The sequence below is a fragment of the Roseburia sp. AF25-13LB genome (genome assembly GCF_003478915.1).
GTDB lineage: Bacteria > Bacillota > Clostridia > Lachnospirales > Lachnospiraceae > Roseburia_C > Roseburia_C amylophila.
Map to the genome: position 1 here is coordinate 39,901 of NZ_QUFO01000012.1, position 22,665 is coordinate 62,565.

Sequence of the window (22,665 nt, forward strand, 5' to 3'; positions counted from 1 at the left end):
AATACAAATCGTAATAACAAATATAAAACGACTGTCCCACCCACCGGCACCACATCCGTATCATGATACAAAATGATATAAAATGTCTCACATCAAACCGTTGAAAAAAGGGAAAACTATGCTACAATGCTACTTATGCAGCCACAACAATGTGATATAAATTATCTCACATATAGTGTGGCATAGATACAGACAACAGTCAAGAGATGGAGACGAAAATGAAGATAATTACAGATACAGGATCTGATATATTTGAAACCGAAGCAAAGGCAATGGGCGTGGATCTGGTGCCGATTTCGGCAAACTTTGCAGATGTTATATTCGACCGGAATACAGAAGAGAATTTCAAAGCATTTTATGAGAAACTGCGCAGCGAGGAACAACTTCCGGTATCCAGCCAGCCATCACCGGCAGCATTTTTAGAAAAGTATGAAGCGGCAGAAGAAGCAGGCGAGGAAGTGTTGGTGATTCTCATTTCTTCAAAGCTTTCAGGAACCTATAACGGAGCAGTGCTGGCAAAAGAAATGTGCGGATATGAAAAGATATATATCGTGGATTCCCTGCAGGCATCCTTATCCCTGCGGCTTCTGGTGGAGTATGCCGTGAAGTTAAAAGAAGAAGGCAAAAGTGCAGAAGAGATTGCAGGAATCTTGGAAGAAGTAAAGAACCGCACTTATCTTACCGGTGTTCCGTCCACATTATTATATTTGAAAAAGGGCGGACGTATTTCTCCGGTAGTTGCAGCGGTGGGAAATGTAATGGGAATCAAGCCGGTGCTGCTGCTCCGGAATGGAGAGATTGAAGGATATTCCAAAGCCCGCGGCATAAAGGCAGCCAAAAGCGGAATGCAGGCATTTTTGAAAAAAGGAGAAGTGGATAGCTGCATGCCGGTAGAATTTGCTCACAGCAATAATCCGGAAATGGGAGAGGAATTCCAGAAAGAAACCATGGATGCTTTTTCCCTGACAGAAAGCAGCTTACATGAAGTTGGAATGGCAATCGGAACCCATATCGGACCGGATGCACTTCTGATGGCATTTATTTTAAAAGAAAGCATGAAATAAGAATTTTCAGATTTAAGGATTCTTTAATAATTGATTCGTTATAGTAGAACCAGCAAAGGAAATAAAACTTTGCCGGTTCTTTTTTTCCCTTTACAGGAAATTGCCTGCAAAGTAAAAAAACGCGAGGATGCACACTGCGGCGTATAAGGTAGATGTCGCAAGTGACCGCCGCAGGCGCAGGAATGTGCTAAGGCACATTCTTTGTTACAAGTAGCGAGAAAATTGCAAAGCGTGTTTCGCGTAGTTGAGGTATACTAAGAGGATAGAAAGGAGCAGAAGATGTTTTGGGATATCTTACGCAAAGACTTAAAGCGAAAGAAAACAATTAATATTGTAATTTTGCTGTTTATTATTTTAGCTGCCATGTTTGTGGCAAGCGGGCTGAACAATGTACTGACGGTAGTAAATGGAACCGATTATTATCTTAATCAGGCAGACATTGGAGATTATGTAGTATTGACCCAGCAGGGGGATGGCGGTGTGCCGGAGCTTTTGGATACCTGTCAGTATGTAAAAGACTACCGCATGGATCATATTATGTATGCAGCCAAGGGGAATATCAAGGCAGAGGGAAAAGAACTTGATATAGCAAACAAGGCAATGATCATAGAATCCATTTCCGAAAGTGAGATACATTTTTTCACAAAGGATAATAAGGAGCTTACAAAAGTGCCTGAGGGTGAGGTCTATGTCACAGGAAATTTCTTAGATGCAAATGATTTAAAAGAGGGAGATAAACTTACGATTACCCATGGCAAAAACAGTGTGGAGTTTACGATTGCCGGAAAAGCAAAAGATGCGCTGCTGGGTTCTGAATTTATGGGAAATAAAAGATTTATTTTAAATGAAGCGGATTATCAGAAATTTGCATCGGATGAAAGTCTTGCAGAATACCGTGGCGAGATTATTTATATTGACACAGACAATCCATCGGAAATAGCCTCTTTATTAAGCAATGTATCCGACATCCGATTCAACCGGGGACGGGACATTTTTAAATTATGTTATGTCATGGATATGATTGGGGCATTTGTGGTGCTGGTTTTAAGTGTATGCTTGATGATAGTATCCTTTGCAGTGTTGAAATTTACGATTACTTTTACGGTGACAGAAGAATACCGGGAAATCGGTGTCATGAAAGCCATCGGAATTACGGACTTTAAGATACGAAGCCTTTATCTTGTAAAATATCTGATGCTGGCTGTTGTGGGAGCAGCAATTGGATTCCTGGCAAGCATCCCATTTGGCAATATGCTGCTGCAGTCTGTGACAGAAAATATGATGTTGGGAAACAGTCATGCCATTACGGTAAATTTCATAGGAGCAGTCATTGTTATTGCAGTTACTATCTGGTTTGCATACCGGTGTACCGGAAAAGTAAAGAAGCTGACACCGGTGGATGCCATCCGAAACGGTCAGTCCGGAGAACGCTTTAAAAAGAAATCCATTTACCGGCTGGGAAAAAGCCGTTTTAACAGTACCTGGTATCTGGCAGTTAATGATATTTTAAGCAGTCCAAGACGGTTCCTTACGATTATATTGTCCTTTTTCCTCTGTTCCGTTTTTATGCTGGGAGTGGTTATTACAACAGATACCATGAAAAGTAAGAATCTGATTACGACATTTGGAAAAGAAAGTGATATCTACATATCAGATGTATCACAGGCAATGGAGAATATGGCAGGAAAGACCCGGGCTGATTTGGCAAAAGAATTAGATTGCCTGGCAGAAGAACTTACGGAAGAAGGCATGCCATCGGAAATGTCTGTCGAGATACAGTATACTATAAAGATAAACTTTCACAGCTTCATATAGGGTTTAACATGGGGGAGTATCAGAATTCTCTGGTGAAAGCAGATACAGAACGTTTGCTGGAAGTATTGCAGAATATCATAGAAAATGCTATAAAATATGGTAGTGGCAAAAAAATTGGTATATCAATTTCAAAAGAAGAAGACTGTGTGCTGATTACCGTGGAAAATACAGGAGAAGTTCTTCCGGCAGAAGAACTTCCGCATCTTTTTGACAGCTTCTATCGTGGCTCCAATGCAGGAAGCCAGGAAGGAAGCGGACTGGGGCTTTATATATGCAGAAAGCTGATGCATAAAATGAACGGGGATGTTTTTCTGAAACAGGAGGAAAATCTTTTTTCGGTAACTGTGGTAGTGGGTATGGCAAATTAGTCAATGAAAAAGGCAGGAAGAAAATGTAATATGATAAAAGCAGTTTTATTTGATATGGACGGAACACTCATTGATACAGAGAAATACTATAGAATCTGCTGGCCTAAGGCAATGGCGCATTTTGGCTATGAAATGAGTGATGAGCAGGCATTGTCCATGCGTTCCTTAGGACAACCTTTTGCACCGGCGCATTTAAAGGAAATGTTTGCAGATGAGAATCTTGACTATCCGGCTATCCGGGCTTACCGGAAGGAATTGATGGAGGAATATCTTGCAAAGAACGGTATTGAGATAAAAAGAGGAGCTGTTGAGTTATTGAATTTCTTAAAAGAAAAGAAAATCCGGCGGGCAGTTGCAACGGCAACCGACATGGAACGGACAGAAAGATATTTAAAGCAGATAGGACTATATCCGTACTTTGATGAAATCATCAGTGCAACCATGGTAGAACATGGAAAGCCGGCACCGGATATCTATACTTTTGCATGTGCACAACTTGGACTTGCTCCGGAAGAATGCCTTGCGGTGGAGGATTCGCCCAATGGGGTTATGAGTGCTTGTCGGGCAGGCTGTCAGGTGGCAATGGTCCCGGACCAGACACAGCCGGATGATGAATTAAAAAAGAAACTTACGATATGTGTAAATACACTGGATGAATTGAAAAACTTATTTTCATAAAATGGGAGAGGAAAGATGAATTTTTTATTTGATACCTCAATTGATGTGAGCCGCAGACAGTTTTATGTGCTGGCAATGGGAAGCTGTATCGGAAATCTGGCAGGATTTATTGGAAATGCATTGATTTTCGGATGGAGCGGAACAACGATTTTCTGCGGAATCTGTATGTTACTTATGGTCGCAGGAAGTTTCATTGGAATAAAAAAAGGACAGATACGTTATGCGTCTTATTTGATGATAGCAGTCTTAAGTCTTGTGGAATTTCCGGCATTGTATTATATATATCAGACGGGAACGATTGTATACATGGTACTTGCGATGGTAGCAATTGCGATTTTTATTCCAACCGGAAATGCAATCCGGTTTGCCGGCGTGGTAATTGTAGCAGATGTGGCAGCAGTTATTTTAGCCTATATGAGACCGCTGGAAAGTGAAAAACTGTCAAAAGAAGTCGTGCTGCAGAGCACACTTTGTTCCCTGCTGATCGTTTTACTTTGTGTCTTTTTAATTTCTATCCTGCTTCAGATGCAGAGACAGAGACAGGAAGAAGAAGTAAAGAAGTTGAATGAACAGTTGAAAGATGCCGCAGATAAAGATGCACTGACAGGACTCTATAATCGTCGTTACTTAAATCAGTATCTGGGAGACCTTATTCTGGATGAGAAGGAAGAATTTGATGCGGTACTGATTGACCTTGACTTCTTTAAACATGTGAATGACACTTACGGACATGGGTTTGGAGACATTATTCTGGTGGAATTTGCAAGACTTTTAACGAAGCATGTTAAGAATAAAGGGATTGCAGTACGCTTTGGCGGAGAAGAATTTATGCTGGTTTTAAAGGGCATGAACACGGATGAAATCGGTAAAATGCTAGAGCATATAAGACGGGAATATAAGGAATTTACAAAGCATGAAAAGAATATCGAATGCTCTTTCAGCAGTGGTGTACAGCATTATACAGAAGGAATTGCTGTTACGGTATTATACCGCTTAGCGGATGAGAAGCTCTATGTTGCAAAAGAAAGGGGAAGAAACCAGGATGTATTTGATTTAGAATAATAGAAAGATAAAAAAGGGGCGAGAAACGAAAAGGAACATCAGGAGGATTCGTTTGTGAAAGGGAAAAAGTTTTTAGTAATGATATTAAGTGCAGCGTTGGGAATGTCAACGTTTGCGGCTTGTGGAAGAAGAGTCGTGGAGTCGGAGAAAAAGACCACAGAAACAGAGGCAGAGACTGAGACGGAAGAAACGGAAAACTCAGAAGAGGTGACAGAGGAGACAGAAACGGAAAATGTGGATGAAGATGACATTTTTGCACAGCTTGCAGGAGAAAGCTTTATGTTTACCAGCGGAGCCGGTGCATGGGATTCTACATTGATTTTATCCGAGGATGGCTCTTTTGTAGGAAATTATCATGATGCAGATGCGGGAGATAGCGGGGATGGATATCCAAATGGAACCCTTTACTATTGTGATTTCTATGGAAAATTCACCCAGCCGGAAAAGATAAATGATTACACCTATGAGATGCAGTTGGAGAATATTGCAACGAAGGAAACAGAAGGCGACACGGAAATTAAAGACGGCGTGAAATATATTTACACGGGACCGGCTGGTTTGGAAGAGGTTTATGATTTATATATTTATCTGCCGGGTGCACCGTTAGATGAATTGCCGGAAAGATTCCTGGACTGGGCATCCATTGGTCTTACCGATGAGGATACGACGCTTCCATTCTATGCAATTTTTAATACGCTGACCTTTGATACCTTTTTAGGACCGAGTGGAGATAAGGTTACAGTAAATGATAAAACTACAACTTCCGATGTATCCATAGAGAGTGAATTGCAGAAAATCGAGGAGAAAGCAGCAGCCATGCAGGAAGACCTTTCCAGTGGAGAACTGACACAGCAGGAAATGAATGCCCTGTCTCTGCAGTTGTATCAGTTGTGGGATAATGAGCTGAATTCTATCTGGAGCCGTTTAAAAGAGACTTTGGATGAGGACACTATGGCGACTCTTACCCAGGAAGAGCGTGACTGGATTAAGACAAAAGACAGTGCAGTAGAGGAAGCCGGCAAAGATGCCGAGGGCGGAAGCCTGCAGCCATTATTGGAAAATGATAAGGCGGCAGAATTAACAAGAAACAGGGTATATGAACTGGCAGAGTATTTGAAATAAAAAGATATTTTAGCGAGGAAAAATGGTTACATTAAATGATTACTTATACTCCGGAGCAACGGTGTTCCGGATATTGAAAAAGTATACGCAGGACCTCCGGGCATCCGCAAAAGTATCAAAAAATGAAGTGGATCTGGTGCACTGCAATTTCCTGATTCAGATTATGGAGCTGTTAGAGCACAATGATTTCCTGACAGCGCAGTCCCAGAAAATCCGTGAGTTCTACAAATATATGGCAATGGAATATCCTTATCTTTCCTTTACTTTTAAAGGAAGAATCAAGTCACTGATTCGTGCGGAGGGCAAATTCAACGGCTATATTGTAGAGTACATTTATGATTATTATAAAAAGCATAAAAGCTATCCGGACATTGCAGAATTAAAGGAAAAGCTGAACTGCTTCCGTGATCTGATTGCATACCGGATTGTGATTTCCATGCCACGGTGTCATTTGAAAAATCATGAGAACCGCGAAGAAGAGGAATTAAAGCACCTTTATCAGATTGCAAATGTGCTGCCACAGTTTTTAGAGGAGCGTGGATTTACGGCAGAGCCGACAGGCGGTGTCTTAAGAAGCAGTTCTCCGCTTTTGGATGATGCTGTAAAACCATATTACCGGGATTATATCACCAGCGAAAATGAGGACGATTACAAATCCTTACATATTACTTTTTATGATAACAGTGCGAGATGTTATGTGGAAATGCAGCTTCGCACAAAGCAGATGGACGATATTGCAGAAATCGGTTCCGCCAATCATATTAATTATGAGAAAAAGCAGGAAGCATCCAGAGCACGCCGGGATACCATCCCGGAGGGAGAATGCATTTATTTTGATGAAGCTTATGAACGGTGCAGGCGTTTGCAGGAACTGGAGCTTTCCGGTGTGGATGTCGACATGTTTACAGCAGTAAGCAACAGCCTGATGAATGACGGCTGCGGCTTATACCGGGGAAGACTGATTCTTCCCTATGAGCATTTGTCGAGATTTCAGAATGATTTGATTGATTAGAAATAGAACAGAATGGAAGCGTATGAAACGGAGAAGGCAGCTATGGGTGAAAATATGGAAAAGGAACAATGGATGAAAGAGAGTCTCCAGATGCAGAAGGCAAGCTGGATTCAGGATGAAATTACAAAGCGCAGAGAGCGGGAAGATGAGTTGCTGCAGCAGATTTTTATGGAACAGAAAATGTTGCAGGAACTGGACGAAGACATGGACGAAAATATGGCACATGCCAGAGAAGGCCGCAAATACCGGGAGGACATGAAGGAGCGGGTCAATGACCGGGTATATGAAATCCATGACCTGAGTGCAGATAAGCGAGAGGGAATGCGGGAATACAAATATGCATACCGCAGAGGCTACGCCCTTGCCATGTTTTTCTTTTCACTGGCATTGTGCGTCTTTGTAGGCTTTTTACATGGAATCACATCACAAATCTGTCTGATGCTGATGTTCTTTACCGGCGTGCAGGCTGCCATTTTTGTACACCAGAAGCAGTGCTTCTTTCTCTGGAGACTCATCTGCGATATTTTCTCTGCAGTAGTTTTCCCGGTGATGCTGGTTCTCTTTATCGGCTATGAATTAAAGTACGGCTTCTACGATTTCCTGCTTCCAATCTGCCTTATCGTAGGACTGGTGCTGCTGGCACTTACCACAGCATCCTATTTCCTCTACGATCCATACCGCAGTGCCCGCCGCAGAGTCGGTGATGCCAAGAGCATGATCCGTTCTATCGAGCGTTCCGCCAAAAAGCAGGTCAAGAAGAGCCAGAAGCAGCAGGCGAAAGACGAGCTTCGCCAGAACCGCCTGCAGCAGAAGGAACAGGATAAAGCCGAGAAGCTTCGCATCAAAGAAGAGCAGCGCCAGGAAAAAGAGCTTAAGAAAGCCGCACAGCGCGAAGAACAGCAAAAACTCCGTGACGCAAAGAAGCAGGAAGCCTTAGAGAACCGCGAAGAGAAGAAGCTTGCCCTCAAGGACGCTGTGGCAGCCAAGAAAGAGCAGTTCCGGGAGAAGTTCCGGAAGGATGGGGGAGTGGAAGAAACGGAAGAAAAGGAGAAAGCGGAAGAGGGCGTTTGGGCTTCGGATGAAGGCACGGAAGATGCAGAAAATACAGAAAATGCAGAGCAGGGAGAGGCAGTAGTTGTGGACAATGCGGCGCAGGAAGAAAGTGTGGTTTTAGAAGAAGGAGATGTGCCGGAGGATGCAGCGCAGAAAGAAGAAGTGTTAGAAGAGGAAAACGTGCCTGAGGATGTGGTAACATCGGAGGATACTGCGGATTTGGGGGAGAATGAGGTAGTTTAGAGTTCAGATGAGGACGAGGAAGAGGAAGAAATTGTGACGGGGATGGAAAAAGAGTTCGGGGATAAGGATTCTGTGGAAGAGGAAGTTCAGCCGGAAGATAATTAGATAGATGAAAGTTGTAAGATAAGAGCATGGAAGAAATTCTGTGCTCTTTTATGATGGAAATTGTTAGATAAGGATGTTGATATAAATATAAAATAGAAATCATAGAAAGTGTTGTCGAAATGTGGTATGGAGTAGATTGATAAGAGGGGAGATTTTGACGGTTTTTATTAAAAAAGATTGCAATTTGGAAAAAGGAGTTGCATAATATTTATATAGAATTTGGAGGGAGAGAAAAGTTATGAAAAAGCTAAGTAAATATGATAAAAAGAAATTAGAAGTTCACAAAAGATATGATGCGTAAGGGCATTGGTCGTTTGTGAATTTTTTTGTTGGGGAAATATAAGTTTAATTTTATGACTGTTTGGAGGAAGCAGATGCAAGCTATACGAGTAAAAGAAAAAGTTAAAGTTTTTATCAGTTCAAATATTGGAGAAAAATATGCCTATATAAGAGAGGCTTTAAAGTTATTACTTACTGAAACAAATATGTGTGAAGTTTATATGTTTGAGGATGAAGGTGCAGCATCTACAGATGTTGTTTCTTCATATATGAGAAAACTTGAAAGATCGGATATTGTTGTATATTTAATTGATAATAAGGATGGTATTGGAGAAGGAACATTAAAAGAGGTAAAAAGAGGTAGAGAACTAAAGAAGAAAAGCTTATTTTTATTTTGTGATGAAAATGAAAAAGAATCTACAGAACTTCAAAAAGAGATTATTAAAATGAAAGGTGGAGAAAAATTTAGAGTTGTCTCAAAATTTGTAAATATGCCAGAGATTGCATATGAAAGTGTTATAAATGATATTATTGACACTTATTTATATTATTGTAATATGCCTGTTGAGATAAGTGGTTCTTTAAATGAAGGTAGTTCTATTGAAACTACAATAGGTGATATCCATGCCATACTAAATAAAGATGCATATAAAAACTATGATTATACAAAGTGGACATTGCGTCGTGAAATATCTGCTGAACCAGAATATTCAAGGAAAATAGAGACGTTTGATAAACTTTGTAGCGATTTACTTAGTGTTGTTTTAGGCAATAAGGTTATTGATGAAATAGATTTTGACAGTATAAAAAAATATATTAAGAATATTCATGAGCCTGGTAGCTTACAAAAAACTATAATGTTAAGAATTGATGCATTGGAAGCTTATTGGCATGGCAATATAAAATATACTATTTCCTTATTGGCTAAGTCGTTGGATATTGCGTTGGATACGAAAAAAATACCGCAATGGTTGGTGAATGATATAGCTATTGATTTACGAAATATGAATGTAATTTGTAATCAAGAAAATAATATATTTGAGTATTCAATTAAAGGGCAAGATGTTTTAAATGAAAGTCAAGAACCGGTATTTAATCCAATTGTAGATAGATTTGCATCAAATTATTATGAAAATGTCATTAAAGAAATGTTAGAGAACCTTGTTGATTCCCCTTTTGCTGTAAAGTTAGGTGGCATTGGTCGTGTACTTGACCAAATCGTTGATATATATGTTGCATCACTATTATATGGTTCAATAACGCATATTAGTCTAATTCAAGAAAAGATAATAATGTATTTACAGGGATTGTGTTTTCAGTACAGAAATCATAAATTTTTAGTGACAATAATTAAATTATTACTATTATCAGGTGATAAAAATAAATTGTCGAAATTTATAGAAGCATATGGATTGTGCAGTGATAACATTAATGCAGAGGACATTATTGAATGGAAGAATGCTGTGTCTAAAATCTCAATCAAATATAGACGAATAAATGCATTATGCTTGCTTTGGGGTACATTTGGAATGTATTTTAGTGATGAACTATTTTGTAATACATATGCTGAAATTAAGAAAGAAATTAATATTTGGATGGATGAACAGTATGCTTGTGATTTGATTTCTAAAGCTTACTTATTAGCTTTAGAAAAAAATCAATATAGGATAGAACAGAATGATTTTATTAAGATGGCAATTCTTTATTATGATAAAGGATTAAAAAGATGGTATAATAATATTTTTTACTGTTTAAGTCGTGTTCGTTTAGATAAAATTGATTCCGTTCATGTCGATAATTATGTAACTTGGGTAAGGAAATGCATAAAAAATGAAGAGATTAAAAGAAATTGTAGTAACTTACCGATTGCAATCCAGAATATTAGATTACAGAGAGATGATGTTACAGAATTGGATGAACTTGTGAAAGATAATTATAAAGATTTTTATGATAATGAATATAGCCTAAATATTTTTGAACATGATTTGGATGAAATCAATGTTCATATAGAAAAATTAGTAAATGATATAAAAAATGAAAACAAAACACAAGGAGAAAATGGATGCTATAGCAAATATGAATCAAGTCCGCATAGAACTATAGAAAACATTCTTGTTATAGGAAAAGTAAAAGTTCGTGTAAATGAAATAGCTAAGGTTTTAGAAGCGGCATTTGAGACTTTGTTGGAAGAAAGACAGACAACAGAAAGTAAATTCAATGCAATAAGATTAATAACTGTAATTTTTATGATATATCCAAACGCAAAATGTGTAAAAGCAACATATGAAAAGCTTACTCAAAATGAAGATGTATGTCTAAAGGGAAATGACATTTTTTTGTCAAATGGTTATAAAGATTCTACTCTACAGATTGCAAATAAACTATTAAGTTTATTTTACAATAAGGAAGATGAACTAAGAGTGATAGAAACATTTTCTGAAATTGTAACGAAGGAACCAGCTGAGATAATTACTGTTTTAAATATGTTATGCAGATGCTTTGAGGTTGCAGAGAAATACAATATATTGGTAAATCATATAAAATATATTTTGCAGTCGTTATTGGAATTTAGTAGAAACCCAAATAGTGATATTAGATTTTATGCATATATTTCTTTGATTAGGATGATGAGGATTAATAAGGAATGCAATAATGTAATTTTATCGCGGTTATCAGAAGCAATGGATAATGAAATATATAAAAACAAAGTTGCAATTTTGAGCCGATTAATAAAAAAACATGATAAGAAGATAGACTACATTTTTGCCAAGGGAAAAGCGGATAATCATTTTTTGGTGAGAGATGTTTCAAGCAGATAAGATGCATTAATTGTAGTTAATTATTGAAGCAATCGTGGAACTGGGAGCAGCGTAAATCAATCAAATCTAGCGTGATGCAAAGCTTGATGTTGTTATGGATGAGATAGAAAAGCTGGCAGGACTCTCATTATGGGAGAATAATTTAGATGAAATTTCTATGAAGAAAGGAAAATGTGAGAAAAAGCGAGTTAACAAGAGAAAAATAAAGATTATTATTGGAGGAAGAAAATGATAAAAACAAGTGGTTTTTCCGGGGCGAAAACAAAAATGGAAAGAATAATGCCTATAGTTAATGAATATGATTTTGAAGATGTTTCTAAGGCTATTTATTGTATATGTGTTTGTGTTAATAATCGTTCAGCTTTGGAATCAACCTTATCTTTGAATTGGACATTAGCTGAGCATAGCCATAAAGGCAATAAAAGAATAAAAGATTATGATGATTTTAAAAAATTCTTTATCTCTATTGGAAGCATAATTAAACCTTCTGTTTATGATGATGCTGTTGTGGAAGATTATGGAGATGTTTCGATTCAATTATTTGGTAAAAAATATTCTGTCATTATAGGTACTGGTCATAATATGGTGTTTGCATGTCTTCAGTTTTTGCCAATATTAGCTTGTGAACTAAATAAAAAAGATGAGTTAATAGAAGTGATGACATACAATTCTTTTATTATAGATTTTCTAAAAGAAGCAAATACTAAAGATGGAAACTATGGTGTGAGATTAGTTCTTCCTTCTGAGGCACTGTTTATCAAAGTGAATGAGTTGTTTGATAATCTTGGTATTAATACATTAAAAAAAATAGATGCTATATTAGAATCTGATTACATAGAGAAAAAGCATTTCATTGAAACTGAGAGTGGAATAATACCTTTAGCGAATACATCTTTATTACTGGACCTATATGATCAATGGTATAAATCTGTTTCTAAAAAAGATAAAGCAAAGTTAGTTGATAGGATGCTAACTGGGGTTGCATTTGACCTTTCAAAATTAGAAACGTATGAAACAATAAATCTTTTATGCCCTGTAGGGTTTTCAGATAGTAGAGAAAATCTAAATCCAAAATATCAATTTCCATTTGTATTAGTCTCTTCTAAAGGAATAATTTTTGCAGTAAATAAAGATGATTATTCGAATAGAGAATTACAGAAAATCATTAATGAGATAATTAGCACTAAGAATAAAGATACATTATTTTTATTCGAGTTATATAGTCGAAATGAAGAGGGAAAATGCAGAGGGATTACTGTTTTAAAAAATGCAGACATTAAATTTATGATTTATGATGCATGGGCAAATCCATCTGAAACACATATTTTCACACGAAGGAGAGATGAAAAATATTATTACTGCACTGCGTTTGATATAGTTTATTATCTTTTGTTTATGAAAGATGCCGATGAATTATATGACTATCTTAATTTTATAAAATGTGAAAATAACTCTAAAATACTTGGCCATGGTGGAGATGCATCAACCTTTCTTGCTTGGAAAGATGCAGATCAAGTTTTTGAAAAAGGTGCAATAAAGTATAGCTTGATTGACATTGGCTTTGATATAGAAAATGAATATGTTGTTGATTACTATTGCAAGAAACTAAAAGACTTTCCTTTTGGACGAGAAGATTATATTTTAGACAATCCATTTTCTTGGAATATTACTCCAAAAGAGAATGGATTTTATGAATATGTGCAGAAGGGTAAAGTGGGTTTTGGTGGATTATATCGATTATTTCAAAATAATTGTTATTTCTTCTTTCCCCATAATGTTAAATTCTATCCAGACATTAACGAGTATCTAAAATATAAAGATGCTATATATATGATTGAAGATTTGATTCAACGTATGATGACATCAGTGAAGGATATTATTGAGTCTTGCCATGAAATGGATGGGTGCTCTGTACAAGTAATGATGATGCCTGAAGCATATGCAAAAAAAGCAGATTCGTCGGGAATTTTATTAGCACAAGAACGAAGCTATGCAAAAAGTGATTCCATTATTTCAAATAGAAAAATCTGCATTCGATTTGTTCCAATTGTTGATAGGTTATTTGAAGATATTTCAAAAGCAAAAGACAGAACGGTAGAGGCTGTATTTTTTATGGAACTAATGCAACCAATGAAAAAAAATTTACCTTATTTTTATTCACAATTAGTGGAGCGTATGGAAAGTATTAAATCGGAAAAGAAGGAAGTATCTGCAATTAGTTTTAAAGTGGAATATGAATGGAAGCAAGAACAAGAATCAATATTCAGGGTTGGAGATGGTGCGTACATTGCTGTAAGAAAACATATTGCGAAGGTATGCTATAATGCTGGAATTAATTCTGGAAGTTATTATGGTAAAGATGCAACTGCAGTTGTTAGGTTAATTCAAAAAGAACTTATAGAAGATTTTGAAAAAGAAATAATAAAATATGATTATCTAAAATTATTTGAACGAAGCTTATCAGATTACGCAACTCTTTTGCACGAAATCATGATACATAGGCAGAGATATAATTGTTTCGATGATATGAAGGACACAGTTCGTGATGAAGTAGCTCATAATATAATAAAACAAAGAGAAGAAGCAAAGCATAATTTGAGAACGGTATCATATTTGCTTGAAACGGCATTATTTAATACTGGAAGAGGGAAAGAAGTTTTATCTAACGAAAAATATCAGTATTTGTTAGCTTATGCAAATTGGCTAGTTGTCCTTGGGGATAATGCCGATATGTGCTATTTCACTGAAAATGAGGTGTATGTGGAGGTATCAGGCGAATATATCATTGATGTAGAATCAAATAGAGAATCAGACCATTTTTTAGGTGAAGAACTTGCTAAAAGAATGTACGATAATCCAGGACATTTTGAACGAGATAACACTGCTGACAAGAAATTTTTTGGAGTCGTAAAACAAGCTTTTGAAAAGGATACAGGAGTGTCATTAGAAATTTTTCTATCATTTATGTATTACCTTGAAACTGGTGGTAATATTGGTAAAGAACTCTATCTAAGAGGTAATGTAATTTGTTTCTGGAAAGAAGATATAATAAATGATTATTGTTCTGTTCAAAATGTTTCAAGGGAATTAGCAGAAAAGGCTTTACATCTATTAAATATAAATACTGATAGACTTAAAACTAAGAATAATGTTGCTGATTTTTATTTGCCTATCGGAGAGAAAGAAAAACGATGCGATAGATACGAGGTAAAACCGATTTATGAATATGGTGACATGATTATTTATTCACCAGTGGCTGTACATTTCTTAAGAGATTATTGGCAAAATAGTATATTCGAATTTCATATGCCATTTGAAATAGGAATGCCGTCTACAAAAAAGGTTTTGATTGATTGGAAAAGGGTTTATGAAAAGAAAATTGTTTTTGACCTTGAAAAAGTATTTAAGGACTATGGATTTGAAGTAAGAGCAAATTTTGAATTGATGAATCTAGATAAAAAGAAATATCCTCAGTTTCTAGGAGACTATGATTTGTTTGCAGTTGATTTGCAGAAAAAAGAAATATGGATTATTGAGTGTAAATTTATTGAGAAAGTTGAGACATTTTATGAAATGTATAGGCAGCAGAATAGGTTTTTTAAAGAAGATAAGTGTGACGAGAAATTTCAGCGAAGAATTGATTTTTTAAATGAAAATTACGCAGAAGTAATGAAGGATTTAAAGCTCCCAGCCGCAGAATATGATATAAAACCTTATATGTGTGTAAATAAAGTCTTTGTTTCTCGATATAAAGACATTGCATTTCCGATATTAAGTTATCGGGAGATGGTCGCGGAAATAGAAAAATAAAACGGTCTTTAGTATCAGCTGAGCTATTATGAAAACAAAGATTTTGTTGAGTAATAAAGATTTCTGATAACTTATATATACAGTAGGATGTAGTATATGAATACAAGCACGAGATAGCTTTTGACCAAGTTGACAAGAATCATAGAACAAACATTACAATAAAAAGATAGGATGAATAAAATATTGAATAATAAAAAATACTTAAATACGATTTTAAAGATGTTAGGACTTATAATAGTCGTAGTTATACTGATAATAATGCCATTTGTAATTGAAGCGATTATCTATGATGAAGCGACGTTTCCTTTTAACCTTCCAATAAAAACGAGCCGAGAAGGGTGGTTATCTTTTATTGGTTCGTATTTGGGAGCAATCGGAACTGTTTTGCTAGGGTGGTTAGCCTTGTGGCAGACGAAAAGGTATAAGAAAGCATCAGACAAAACAGATGAGACATTTCGGATATTGCAAGAAAAAATAAAGGAATTAGTACAGACAAATACTGATTTGGCAGAGGAAAATAAAAATATTCAAGAGAATATAAAATCAATTGTTGAAAAGAACACAAGTTTTCTAAAAATATCAAATGGTTTACAAACAGATTTAAAAAATCTAACAGTATCTAATTCAGCGCTTCAAAGTGATATGAAGAATATTATTGGGCATATTCCTGATTTAATAGAGAATAATTCTAAAATTCAGGAAGAAGTATGTGAGATAATGAAAAACAACAAAGAAATTGTGGATTCATTGTTTAAAATACAAAAGGCTATATTTTATCCCCATTTAACTTCATTAAAAATATTTGAAATATGTGATTATGGAAAACTTAGCGATAAGATGAAGTTGGAAAAAGATGCCTTTGTGAATGTTATTTTTGGATATAGAGATGATCTTGGCTGTGATAATTGGTGTGAACATCTTGAAGGAGAATATGGATATTTTGCATTCCCTTTGTATAATGACGGAGAGAAATATATAATTTCGTTTAACTTTGAACAAATCAAAATTGCAGGGAAACAGATAAATATATCATTTTTAACGCAATCGGCTGATATCGGACCAAATCAAACGGTTTGGTGTGTATTTGCCATAGAAAAAGCATTGTTTGAAAAGGTTTTGTCTGGACTCACAAATCATGGTCCAATAGAACTATATTTTTCTTCTAGTAACACTATTGGAGAAGACTTTATTTGGAGTTCAACATTATCAATTTATGGTTTAAATGGAGGAGAACCATACTTTTTTTTGAATTATCTTGGTACAACGAAAATCGATTCATTGGATAAATGGTATGAAGAAAATATGTAAAGATTCAAAGTACTGAACTTCTGGTACATTGAATCGGAAGTTCAGTACTTCAACATTGGAGAGAAAAATCTTCGTAAATTGGTGGCGAACAACCCAACAGAGGATTACATACTTATGCTAGGAAATAAGATATTTATTAAATGTAAGATATTCGAGCAGTTTATTGATGTGACAGGCTCTATATAAAAACAAAAAATACCTTGCAAAATATATGTAGTTCCGATACAATTTTCCCCCCAAGTGGTGGGGAGTGTATTAGAGTTTGGAGGATAAACCATGAGTGAAAAAAGAAGAGATAACAAGAACCGCATACTGCGAATGGGCGAGCAACAGAGAGCAGATGGGAGATGATAGATGGTTATATAGTTTTTCTGTTCTTGGATAAGCGTGGAAAACCAATGATGCCTTATCAATGAGAAAAACGTTTTCAGCATGTGGTTGTGAAGTACAACGGAATTTATCGAGTGCAACTTCCAAAGATAACACCACATGTGTGCCGTCATACATTTTGTACGAATGCGGCAAAGCGAGGAATATCTGTAGAAACATTGAAATATTTAATGGGACATACAGATATAAGTGTTACCTCAAATGTGTATACACACCTTAAGTTGGAGGATGCACAGAGAGAAATGGAGAGGCTTGAAAGGATAGAAAAAGAAATGAAAAAGTGTGCCAAGTAAGGAAATAAATGGCATAGGGAAAAAGTACTAATGAGTACGAATCGGGTTTATACCTAGATTTGTACTCATTTTACTTACCGGGATATGGTAAAATATGCGATTTTATGCTAGGATAGGTACACTAGGTTAGATGTCGTGAAAGTGTGATAAAACCTAGGAAAAATAAGGATATACAAGGAAAAACGAAGATATGCAAGATAAAATTAAAGTGCTCATGGTTTGCCACGGCAGTGTTTAATGGATGCTGTGAAAGCCTAGGCTTTAAAGGATTTTTTGATGATTGACGAATAATTTACACCTTATTTATACCTTTGGAAGACCGGATCGGAATAATAGAGAAATAAAGAAATAGATAAATATAACAGGAAGCAATTTTGTCATATTGGAAATAATTAAAATTTGCTGAACCGTGTTGATTTTATTGATTGAGTATAATAAAAGTAAGAACAGAAACTTCCATGTTTGAAGCGGTTACCAGAATTGACAAAGAAATGCAAGTTAGCCAATCCGGTAGTCCAGTATATTTTTTCATTGTCACCCGACGTTTTTACAAAACATATACTTATTCCGCTTGATGCGTCATTCTTGTTCTGAAAACAGGAACAGAATCCTTACAGCGACTGTAAGTGTTATTTATTGTGCTTCTGTGCTATCATTTACCCAGAAATGGATAGGAGGCATTCACATGAAACCAATTTTGAATATTGAAAATCTTACCAAAGTCTATGGGACGTTGCCAAACCAGACGAGAGCACTGAACGGAATCACTTTTCAGGTCATGCCGGGAGAGTTTCTCGGTATTATGGGAAGCAGTGGTTCCGGCAAATCCACGCTTCTCAACTGTATTGCAACTGTGATTCAGCCTACAGGTGGAAGCATTCAGGTGGAGGGAGATACTCTGCAATCCCTCAAGGAAAAGGCTCTTGCCGAGTACCGTGGCAAAAAAGTTGGTTATCTATTCCAGAACTTTGAATTGCTGGACAACCTGACTGGCAGGGAAAATATCCTGCTCTCGACTTCCTTGCATGGGGTAGCCGAAACAGAAAGCAGCCAGCGGCTGAAGCAGTTGGCTGACTATCTGGAAATTTCTGATGTTCTGGATAAGTTTCCGTCCAAGATGTCCGGTGGCCAGCGTCAGCGTGTTGCGGCAGCAAGGGCTCTGATCTTACATCCCCAAATGATCCTTGCCGATGAACCGACGGGTGCGCTGGATTCTAAGAACGCAAGAAGTCTTATGGAGAAGCTGTCCGGCCTGAATCGTGACGAACAAGCTACGATCCTGATGGTAACCCATGATTCCAATGCCGCCAGCTTCTGTAAGCGCATCCTGTTCATCCAGGATGGCGTGATCTTTCATGAGCTTCGGCGTGGAGACGAAAGCCAGCAGGAGTTCTACGGGCGCATCCTGAAGGTGATGGCGCAACTGGGAGGGGGCAGCGCAAATGTTCTCTAATCTCATTCTTCGGAACAGTCGCCGCAGCCGAAAGGAAAACGGTCTGTTTTTCAGCTCCCTGGTGATTTCTATTGTTGCATTTTACATGATTCTTTCCATCTCCACTCAAGATGTGATGCTCTTTTTGCAGAAAATGGAGAGTGACGCAGTTGACAAACTCCTGCTTCTGATTCCTGCGTTTTATGGGATGACTCTCGGTATTCTGTTCTTTTTGATCTATTTTGCCTGCAAGTATCAGTTCGAGCGCAGACGGCATGAGTTTGGTGTTTATCTAATGTTGGGGATGCGTAGAAGTAAACTGTTTGGTATGCTTCTGGCGGAAGATTTCCTGACCAGTATTCTTGCCATGCTCATAGGATTACCTGTGGCTGTGGTGCTTTCAGAAATTGTCAGTCTTGTCACTGCCAAGCTGGTAGGCATGGGGATCATCGGTCATCAGTTTTCTTTATCCTGGTTTGCGATTGAATGGACGCTGGCAGGATTTCTGGCAATTAAGCTGACGGCACTTCTGATTTTGAGTGGACGAATCAGCCGCCAGGAGATCGGTACTTTGCTATCCCAGCCAACGAACCGCCCCAAAAAGCAAATGCCATCTGTTATCTATGGACTGGCTGCTATATGCGGAAGTGTGATGTTGGCAGTGGCTTACTACATGGCGATTCAGGGAATTGCATGGACAAAGGTAAGTATGATGGGACTGACTTTGCTGTTGGGCATAGTTGGTACGATGCTGCTTTTCTATGGGATGCGTGCACTGATTGCTTTGATTGTTAAGAAAGGAAAAGGAAATAAGCAGCTTCATGTATTTACCTTCCGGCAGATTCAGGAGAATGTCATTCATCAGTCAAACTCCATGGCCATCAGCTCCCTGCTGATTCTGGCGGCGCTGTGTTGTTTTGGTGCGGGCGTAGGAATTGCAGGAACGAATAACCTGTCTTCTGACCATGTAATCGACTATACTTTTGAAGATCATACTGCAGAAGATTCATCGCAGGTTCTTCCGAATATAAAGGCAGTCCTGAAAGAAAACAGTTTGGAAAATCAATTTTCAGAGCTTTTTGAAATGAGGGTTGGGCGTATTCGCACCACAGAAGATTATGATAATGCCTACAGCATGGACGCTGTTATGGACTCTCTTCGGAGCCTGCCCCAGTCGGAAGACCGGGATGTCCTTCTGAACAATCTTGGTTATGCCACATACCCATATTTGATTTGTTTATCAGACTATAATCGTTTGTTGGAATTGTCCGGCAATCCGGCTCTCCAATTAGGCGAAAAGGAGGCCGCTGTCTATATTGATACAGAGTTTACTACGGTAAGCCGTACCGCAATGCTGAACCAAGTATTGGCCGGGCATCCCAAGGTGGAACTGGATGGTAGTCCGATTCATCTTACAGGAGAGGTTCAGTCTGTGAATTTGGTCACGGACCGTTCTATAACCTTGTCCTTTGCATTGATTCTTCCGGATGAAGCATTCCTATATTATAGTCAGGGAATGTATGATACCCATGTCAATGCGGTGCTCAGTGAGCAAGCTCTGAATGGAAATAGCCTTATGACTGCATATTTGGATTTGAACGAGAAGCTGGACGAAACTGACATTGAATATGAAAGCTATCTTCAGAATATGGGTCGTCAGCTTTTCTACACCATAGCATCCAGTTATATTACCCTCTATCTTGCGATTGTTTTCCTGGTAGTTGCCAACACCATCGTGGGTGTTCAGTTCCTGATGAGTCAGCAGAGAACCGGGCGCAGATACCAGACTCTGATCCGCCTGGGAGCTACTTACGAAACCCTTTGCCAGTCTGCTGGAAAGCAAATTACCTGGTTTATGGGACTTCCTGTATTGGTTGCGGCTGTCAGCAGTTTGTTTGGAGTCAGGGCGTTATTTACAGGGATACTCTCGTCCCGAACCCGTGGGACAGTGGCTGAAATGATGTTTGTATCTGCTGCTATGATTTTGCTGCTTTGCGTGATAGAATATATTTATATGAGAGTGGTCAAGCGCTCCAGTGATCGGTATTTGCTGACACTGATGCAGCCACAGAGAGAAGAATAATTTGGAAGGAGGTGCTGCCGTGAAAAGAATTGCTGTTGTGGAAGATGAAGTCTATATGCGGGAAGAACTCTGCAATATGCTTCAAAAGGACGGGTATCTTGCGGAGGCAATCACCGAGTTGGAAGATGCCGCTCGGCTCCTGGCAGCCCTCCGTCCTGACCTTGTGATCTTAGACCTGAATTTGCCGGAGATCAGTGGCTTTCAAATCTGCCAGGAACTAAAGAATAAAACCGCTATCCCCGTCCTGATACTGACTTCCAGAGATCAGGTAAAGGATGAACTGCAAGCGTTCCACTTGGGTGCTGATGAATATTTGACGAAGCCGTGCAGAAAAGATCGACTTCTTGCCAGGGTATCCAATATTCTCAAAAGGTATGAAGGCCGTACCAATCTCATAGAGGGACCAGATTTCCTGTTAGACCAGCAGACCTACACGCTTTATATTCATAATACCTCTGTCGTGCTTCCAAAAAATCAGGGAAAACTGTTGGTTGCTCTTTTGTCCGGCGGCGATGCTCTGGTCACGACGGAGCAACTTTGCATAGCACTATGGGGAACCACGGAATACATAGACGAAAATGCCTTGCAGGTTAATCTGACCAGGCTGAAAAAGACGATGTCCGGTCTTGAGATGAAGCAGCGAATCGTTGCGGTTCGTGGGATGGGCTATCGTCTGGAAACGGGGGTGGCTCCATGAAGCGGCTTTGGCGCATGATAGAACGGTACTACCCCTGGCTGCTGTTGCTGTTGGGCGTGGATTGCTTTTGTGCTATCATTCTTTGGATTTCTGACATTCAGGCATTTCAAACCTTGAGTGGGTTAGTAGTTCTGACAAGCCTCCTTTTGTTTTCAGCAATTCTGTTTGTACTAAACAAGCGGGAGACCACCCGCCGAGAGCTGTTCCGGGATTTCCTCAGTGATCCTGCCATCTGCAACGAGGAACGGCTGCTCAGTGCCATCAGCCGGGAAGAAGGAGAATCTATCCGGCTTCTGGCATCAGTTTTACAGGAACACAAAACTGAGAGTAACAGTATGGCAGATGCCCTACAGGACTATGAAGAATATGTGGAGGGCTGGGCACATGAAGCGAAAACGCCCCTATCGTTGTTGACCATGCTCCTGGATAATCGGAGCAACGAAATGTCTCCTCCCCTGCAAGCAAAACTGGATTATGTCCGCAGTCAGCTTCAGGAGGATGTCACTCAGATGTTATACTATGCCCGGTTAAAGAGCAGTACAAAGGATTATCAGTTTAAGGATATCAATTTGAATGACTGCTTGGGGGAAGTTCTGGAGGACTATGCCCCACTTCTGGAAGAAAAGCAGTTTGTAATTATCAATAAACTGCAATCTGAAACAGTCTATACAGACCGTAGAGGGCTTCAGTTTATGTTGGGACAGATCGTGAGCAATGCCATAAAATATAGCAGCGATAGTCCCATGCTAACAATCTCTATGATACATTCGGAGATCGCAGATGTCCTTTCAGTTGAGGATAATGGCATCGGTGTAAAAAAATATGATCTGCCGTATATTTTTCAAAAGGGCTTTACCGGGGATTCTACTGACAGCAGAAAGAAAGCTACCGGTATAGGGCTTTACCTGGTTAAGAAGATGGCTGACGATCTAAACCTTCGTCTGGAAGCTGCTTCCCCGTGGGAAAAGGGCTTTAAGATAGTCATCTTCTTTCCAAAATTGAAATCCAACGGAGGAAAATAATATAAGCAAA

General features: G+C 38.3%; 19 protein-coding genes. All 19 read left to right on the forward strand.

Annotated features, from left to right (window positions below; genetic code table 11):
• Positions 1-218: 218 nt before the first annotated feature.
• The 19 genes from DWY37_RS13905 to DWY37_RS13990 all read left to right on the forward strand — a co-directional run bounded on the left by DWY37_RS13905 (position 219) and on the right by DWY37_RS13990 (position 22,655).
• A complete protein-coding gene (locus tag DWY37_RS13905) occupies positions 219-1,064 on the forward strand; it encodes a DegV family protein (protein ID WP_158575693.1) in 846 nt (281 codons plus the stop codon).
• Between the two features lie 279 nt (positions 1,065-1,343).
• A complete protein-coding gene (locus tag DWY37_RS13910) occupies positions 1,344-2,879 on the forward strand; it encodes an ABC transporter permease (RefSeq protein ID WP_118541958.1) in 1,536 nt (511 codons plus the stop codon).
• Positions 2,880-2,887: 8 nt separating this feature from the next.
• A complete protein-coding gene (locus tag DWY37_RS13915) occupies positions 2,888-3,247 on the forward strand; it encodes a sensor histidine kinase (RefSeq protein ID WP_117947796.1) in 360 nt (119 codons plus the stop codon).
• A 30-nt stretch (positions 3,248-3,277) separates the two neighbouring features.
• The gene (locus tag DWY37_RS13920) at positions 3,278-3,925 is read left to right on the forward strand and encodes an HAD family hydrolase (protein WP_118541960.1); all 648 of its coding nucleotides are present in this window, start codon (positions 3,278-3,280) and stop codon (positions 3,923-3,925) included.
• 15 nt (positions 3,926-3,940) lie between these two features.
• Positions 3,941-4,987, forward strand: a complete 1,047-nt coding sequence (locus DWY37_RS13925) for a GGDEF domain-containing protein (protein ID WP_118541962.1) — start codon at positions 3,941-3,943, stop codon at positions 4,985-4,987.
• Positions 4,988-5,041: 54 nt separating this feature from the next.
• Positions 5,042-6,109 carry a lysozyme inhibitor LprI family protein gene (locus tag DWY37_RS13930; RefSeq protein WP_118541964.1) on the forward strand — a complete coding sequence of 356 codons (1,068 nt, stop codon included), beginning with the start codon at positions 5,042-5,044 and terminating at the stop codon, positions 6,107-6,109.
• 22 nt (positions 6,110-6,131) lie between these two features.
• Positions 6,132-7,121, forward strand: a complete 990-nt coding sequence (locus DWY37_RS13935) for a guanosine polyphosphate pyrophosphohydrolase (protein ID WP_117947800.1) — start codon at positions 6,132-6,134, stop codon at positions 7,119-7,121.
• Positions 7,122-7,133: 12 nt separating this feature from the next.
• Positions 7,134-8,417 (forward strand): hypothetical protein, encoded by a 1,284-nt coding sequence (locus DWY37_RS13940; protein ID WP_118544567.1) that lies wholly within the window; start codon positions 7,134-7,136, stop codon positions 8,415-8,417.
• A gap of 479 nt (positions 8,418-8,896) precedes the next feature.
• Positions 8,897-11,620 (forward strand): hypothetical protein, encoded by a 2,724-nt coding sequence (locus DWY37_RS13945; RefSeq protein ID WP_118544568.1) that lies wholly within the window; start codon positions 8,897-8,899, stop codon positions 11,618-11,620.
• A 94-nt stretch (positions 11,621-11,714) separates the two neighbouring features.
• Positions 11,715-11,852, forward strand: a complete 138-nt coding sequence (locus DWY37_RS15880; RefSeq protein WP_158575692.1) for a hypothetical protein — start codon at positions 11,715-11,717, stop codon at positions 11,850-11,852.
• Positions 11,849-15,430, forward strand: a complete 3,582-nt coding sequence (locus DWY37_RS13950) for a hypothetical protein (RefSeq protein WP_118544569.1) — start codon at positions 11,849-11,851, stop codon at positions 15,428-15,430. Before DWY37_RS15880 ends, DWY37_RS13950 begins: the two co-directional genes overlap by 4 nt.
• A 183-nt stretch (positions 15,431-15,613) precedes the next feature.
• Positions 15,614-16,738 carry a hypothetical protein gene (locus tag DWY37_RS13955; RefSeq protein WP_147403601.1) on the forward strand — a complete coding sequence of 375 codons (1,125 nt, stop codon included), beginning with the start codon at positions 15,614-15,616 and terminating at the stop codon, positions 16,736-16,738.
• A gap of 54 nt (positions 16,739-16,792) precedes the next feature.
• Complete coding sequence (locus DWY37_RS16185) at positions 16,793-16,924, forward strand: excisionase (protein ID WP_256385716.1); 132 nt, start codon at positions 16,793-16,795, stop codon at positions 16,922-16,924.
• Between the two features lie 90 nt (positions 16,925-17,014).
• Positions 17,015-17,089 carry an integrase DNA-binding domain-containing protein gene (locus DWY37_RS16500; RefSeq protein WP_118542240.1) on the forward strand — a complete coding sequence of 25 codons (75 nt, stop codon included), beginning with the start codon at positions 17,015-17,017 and terminating at the stop codon, positions 17,087-17,089.
• A gap of 89 nt (positions 17,090-17,178) precedes the next feature.
• The gene (locus DWY37_RS16425; RefSeq protein ID WP_305143079.1) at positions 17,179-17,421 is read left to right on the forward strand and encodes a tyrosine-type recombinase/integrase; all 243 of its coding nucleotides are present in this window, start codon (positions 17,179-17,181) and stop codon (positions 17,419-17,421) included.
• A gap of 685 nt (positions 17,422-18,106) precedes the next feature.
• Complete coding sequence (locus DWY37_RS13975; RefSeq protein ID WP_118542234.1) at positions 18,107-18,874, forward strand: ABC transporter ATP-binding protein; 768 nt, start codon at positions 18,107-18,109, stop codon at positions 18,872-18,874.
• Positions 18,864-20,936, forward strand: a complete 2,073-nt coding sequence (locus DWY37_RS13980) for an ABC transporter permease (RefSeq protein ID WP_117764026.1) — start codon at positions 18,864-18,866, stop codon at positions 20,934-20,936. The genes DWY37_RS13975 and DWY37_RS13980 overlap by 11 nt, the downstream gene beginning before the upstream one ends.
• Positions 20,937-20,955: 19 nt before the next feature.
• Complete coding sequence (locus DWY37_RS13985) at positions 20,956-21,633, forward strand: response regulator transcription factor (RefSeq protein ID WP_055218786.1); 678 nt, start codon at positions 20,956-20,958, stop codon at positions 21,631-21,633.
• Positions 21,630-22,655: a sensor histidine kinase gene (locus DWY37_RS13990; RefSeq protein ID WP_109216666.1), complete on the forward strand. Its 1,026-nt coding sequence runs from the start codon at positions 21,630-21,632 to the stop codon at positions 22,653-22,655. The genes DWY37_RS13985 and DWY37_RS13990 overlap by 4 nt, the downstream gene beginning before the upstream one ends.
• Positions 22,656-22,665: the final 10 nt, after the last annotated feature.

What these genes read in the sequence shown, in the direction of transcription:
- DWY37_RS13990 (WP_109216666.1), top strand. Translation starts at nt 21,630, where the DNA reads ATGAAGCGGCTTTGGCGCATGATAGAACGGTACTACCCCTGGCTGCTG.
- DWY37_RS13945 (WP_118544568.1), top strand. Translation starts at nt 8,897, where the DNA reads ATGCAAGCTATACGAGTAAAAGAAAAAGTTAAAGTTTTTATCAGTTCA.
- DWY37_RS13905 (WP_158575693.1), top strand. Translation starts at nt 219, where the DNA reads ATGAAGATAATTACAGATACAGGATCTGATATATTTGAAACCGAAGCA.
- DWY37_RS13920 (WP_118541960.1), top strand. Translation starts at nt 3,278, where the DNA reads ATGATAAAAGCAGTTTTATTTGATATGGACGGAACACTCATTGATACA.
- DWY37_RS13975 (WP_118542234.1), top strand. Translation starts at nt 18,107, where the DNA reads ATGAAACCAATTTTGAATATTGAAAATCTTACCAAAGTCTATGGGACG.
- DWY37_RS13935 (WP_117947800.1), top strand. Translation starts at nt 6,132, where the DNA reads ATGGTTACATTAAATGATTACTTATACTCCGGAGCAACGGTGTTCCGG.
- DWY37_RS13910 (WP_118541958.1), top strand. Translation starts at nt 1,344, where the DNA reads ATGTTTTGGGATATCTTACGCAAAGACTTAAAGCGAAAGAAAACAATT.
- DWY37_RS13980 (WP_117764026.1), top strand. Translation starts at nt 18,864, where the DNA reads ATGTTCTCTAATCTCATTCTTCGGAACAGTCGCCGCAGCCGAAAGGAA.
- DWY37_RS15880 (WP_158575692.1), top strand. Translation starts at nt 11,715, where the DNA reads ATGGATGAGATAGAAAAGCTGGCAGGACTCTCATTATGGGAGAATAAT.
- DWY37_RS13915 (WP_117947796.1), top strand. Translation starts at nt 2,888, where the DNA reads ATGGGGGAGTATCAGAATTCTCTGGTGAAAGCAGATACAGAACGTTTG.
- DWY37_RS13925 (WP_118541962.1), top strand. Translation starts at nt 3,941, where the DNA reads ATGAATTTTTTATTTGATACCTCAATTGATGTGAGCCGCAGACAGTTT.
- DWY37_RS13950 (WP_118544569.1), top strand. Translation starts at nt 11,849, where the DNA reads ATGATAAAAACAAGTGGTTTTTCCGGGGCGAAAACAAAAATGGAAAGA.
- DWY37_RS13940 (WP_118544567.1), top strand. Translation starts at nt 7,134, where the DNA reads ATGGAAGCGTATGAAACGGAGAAGGCAGCTATGGGTGAAAATATGGAA.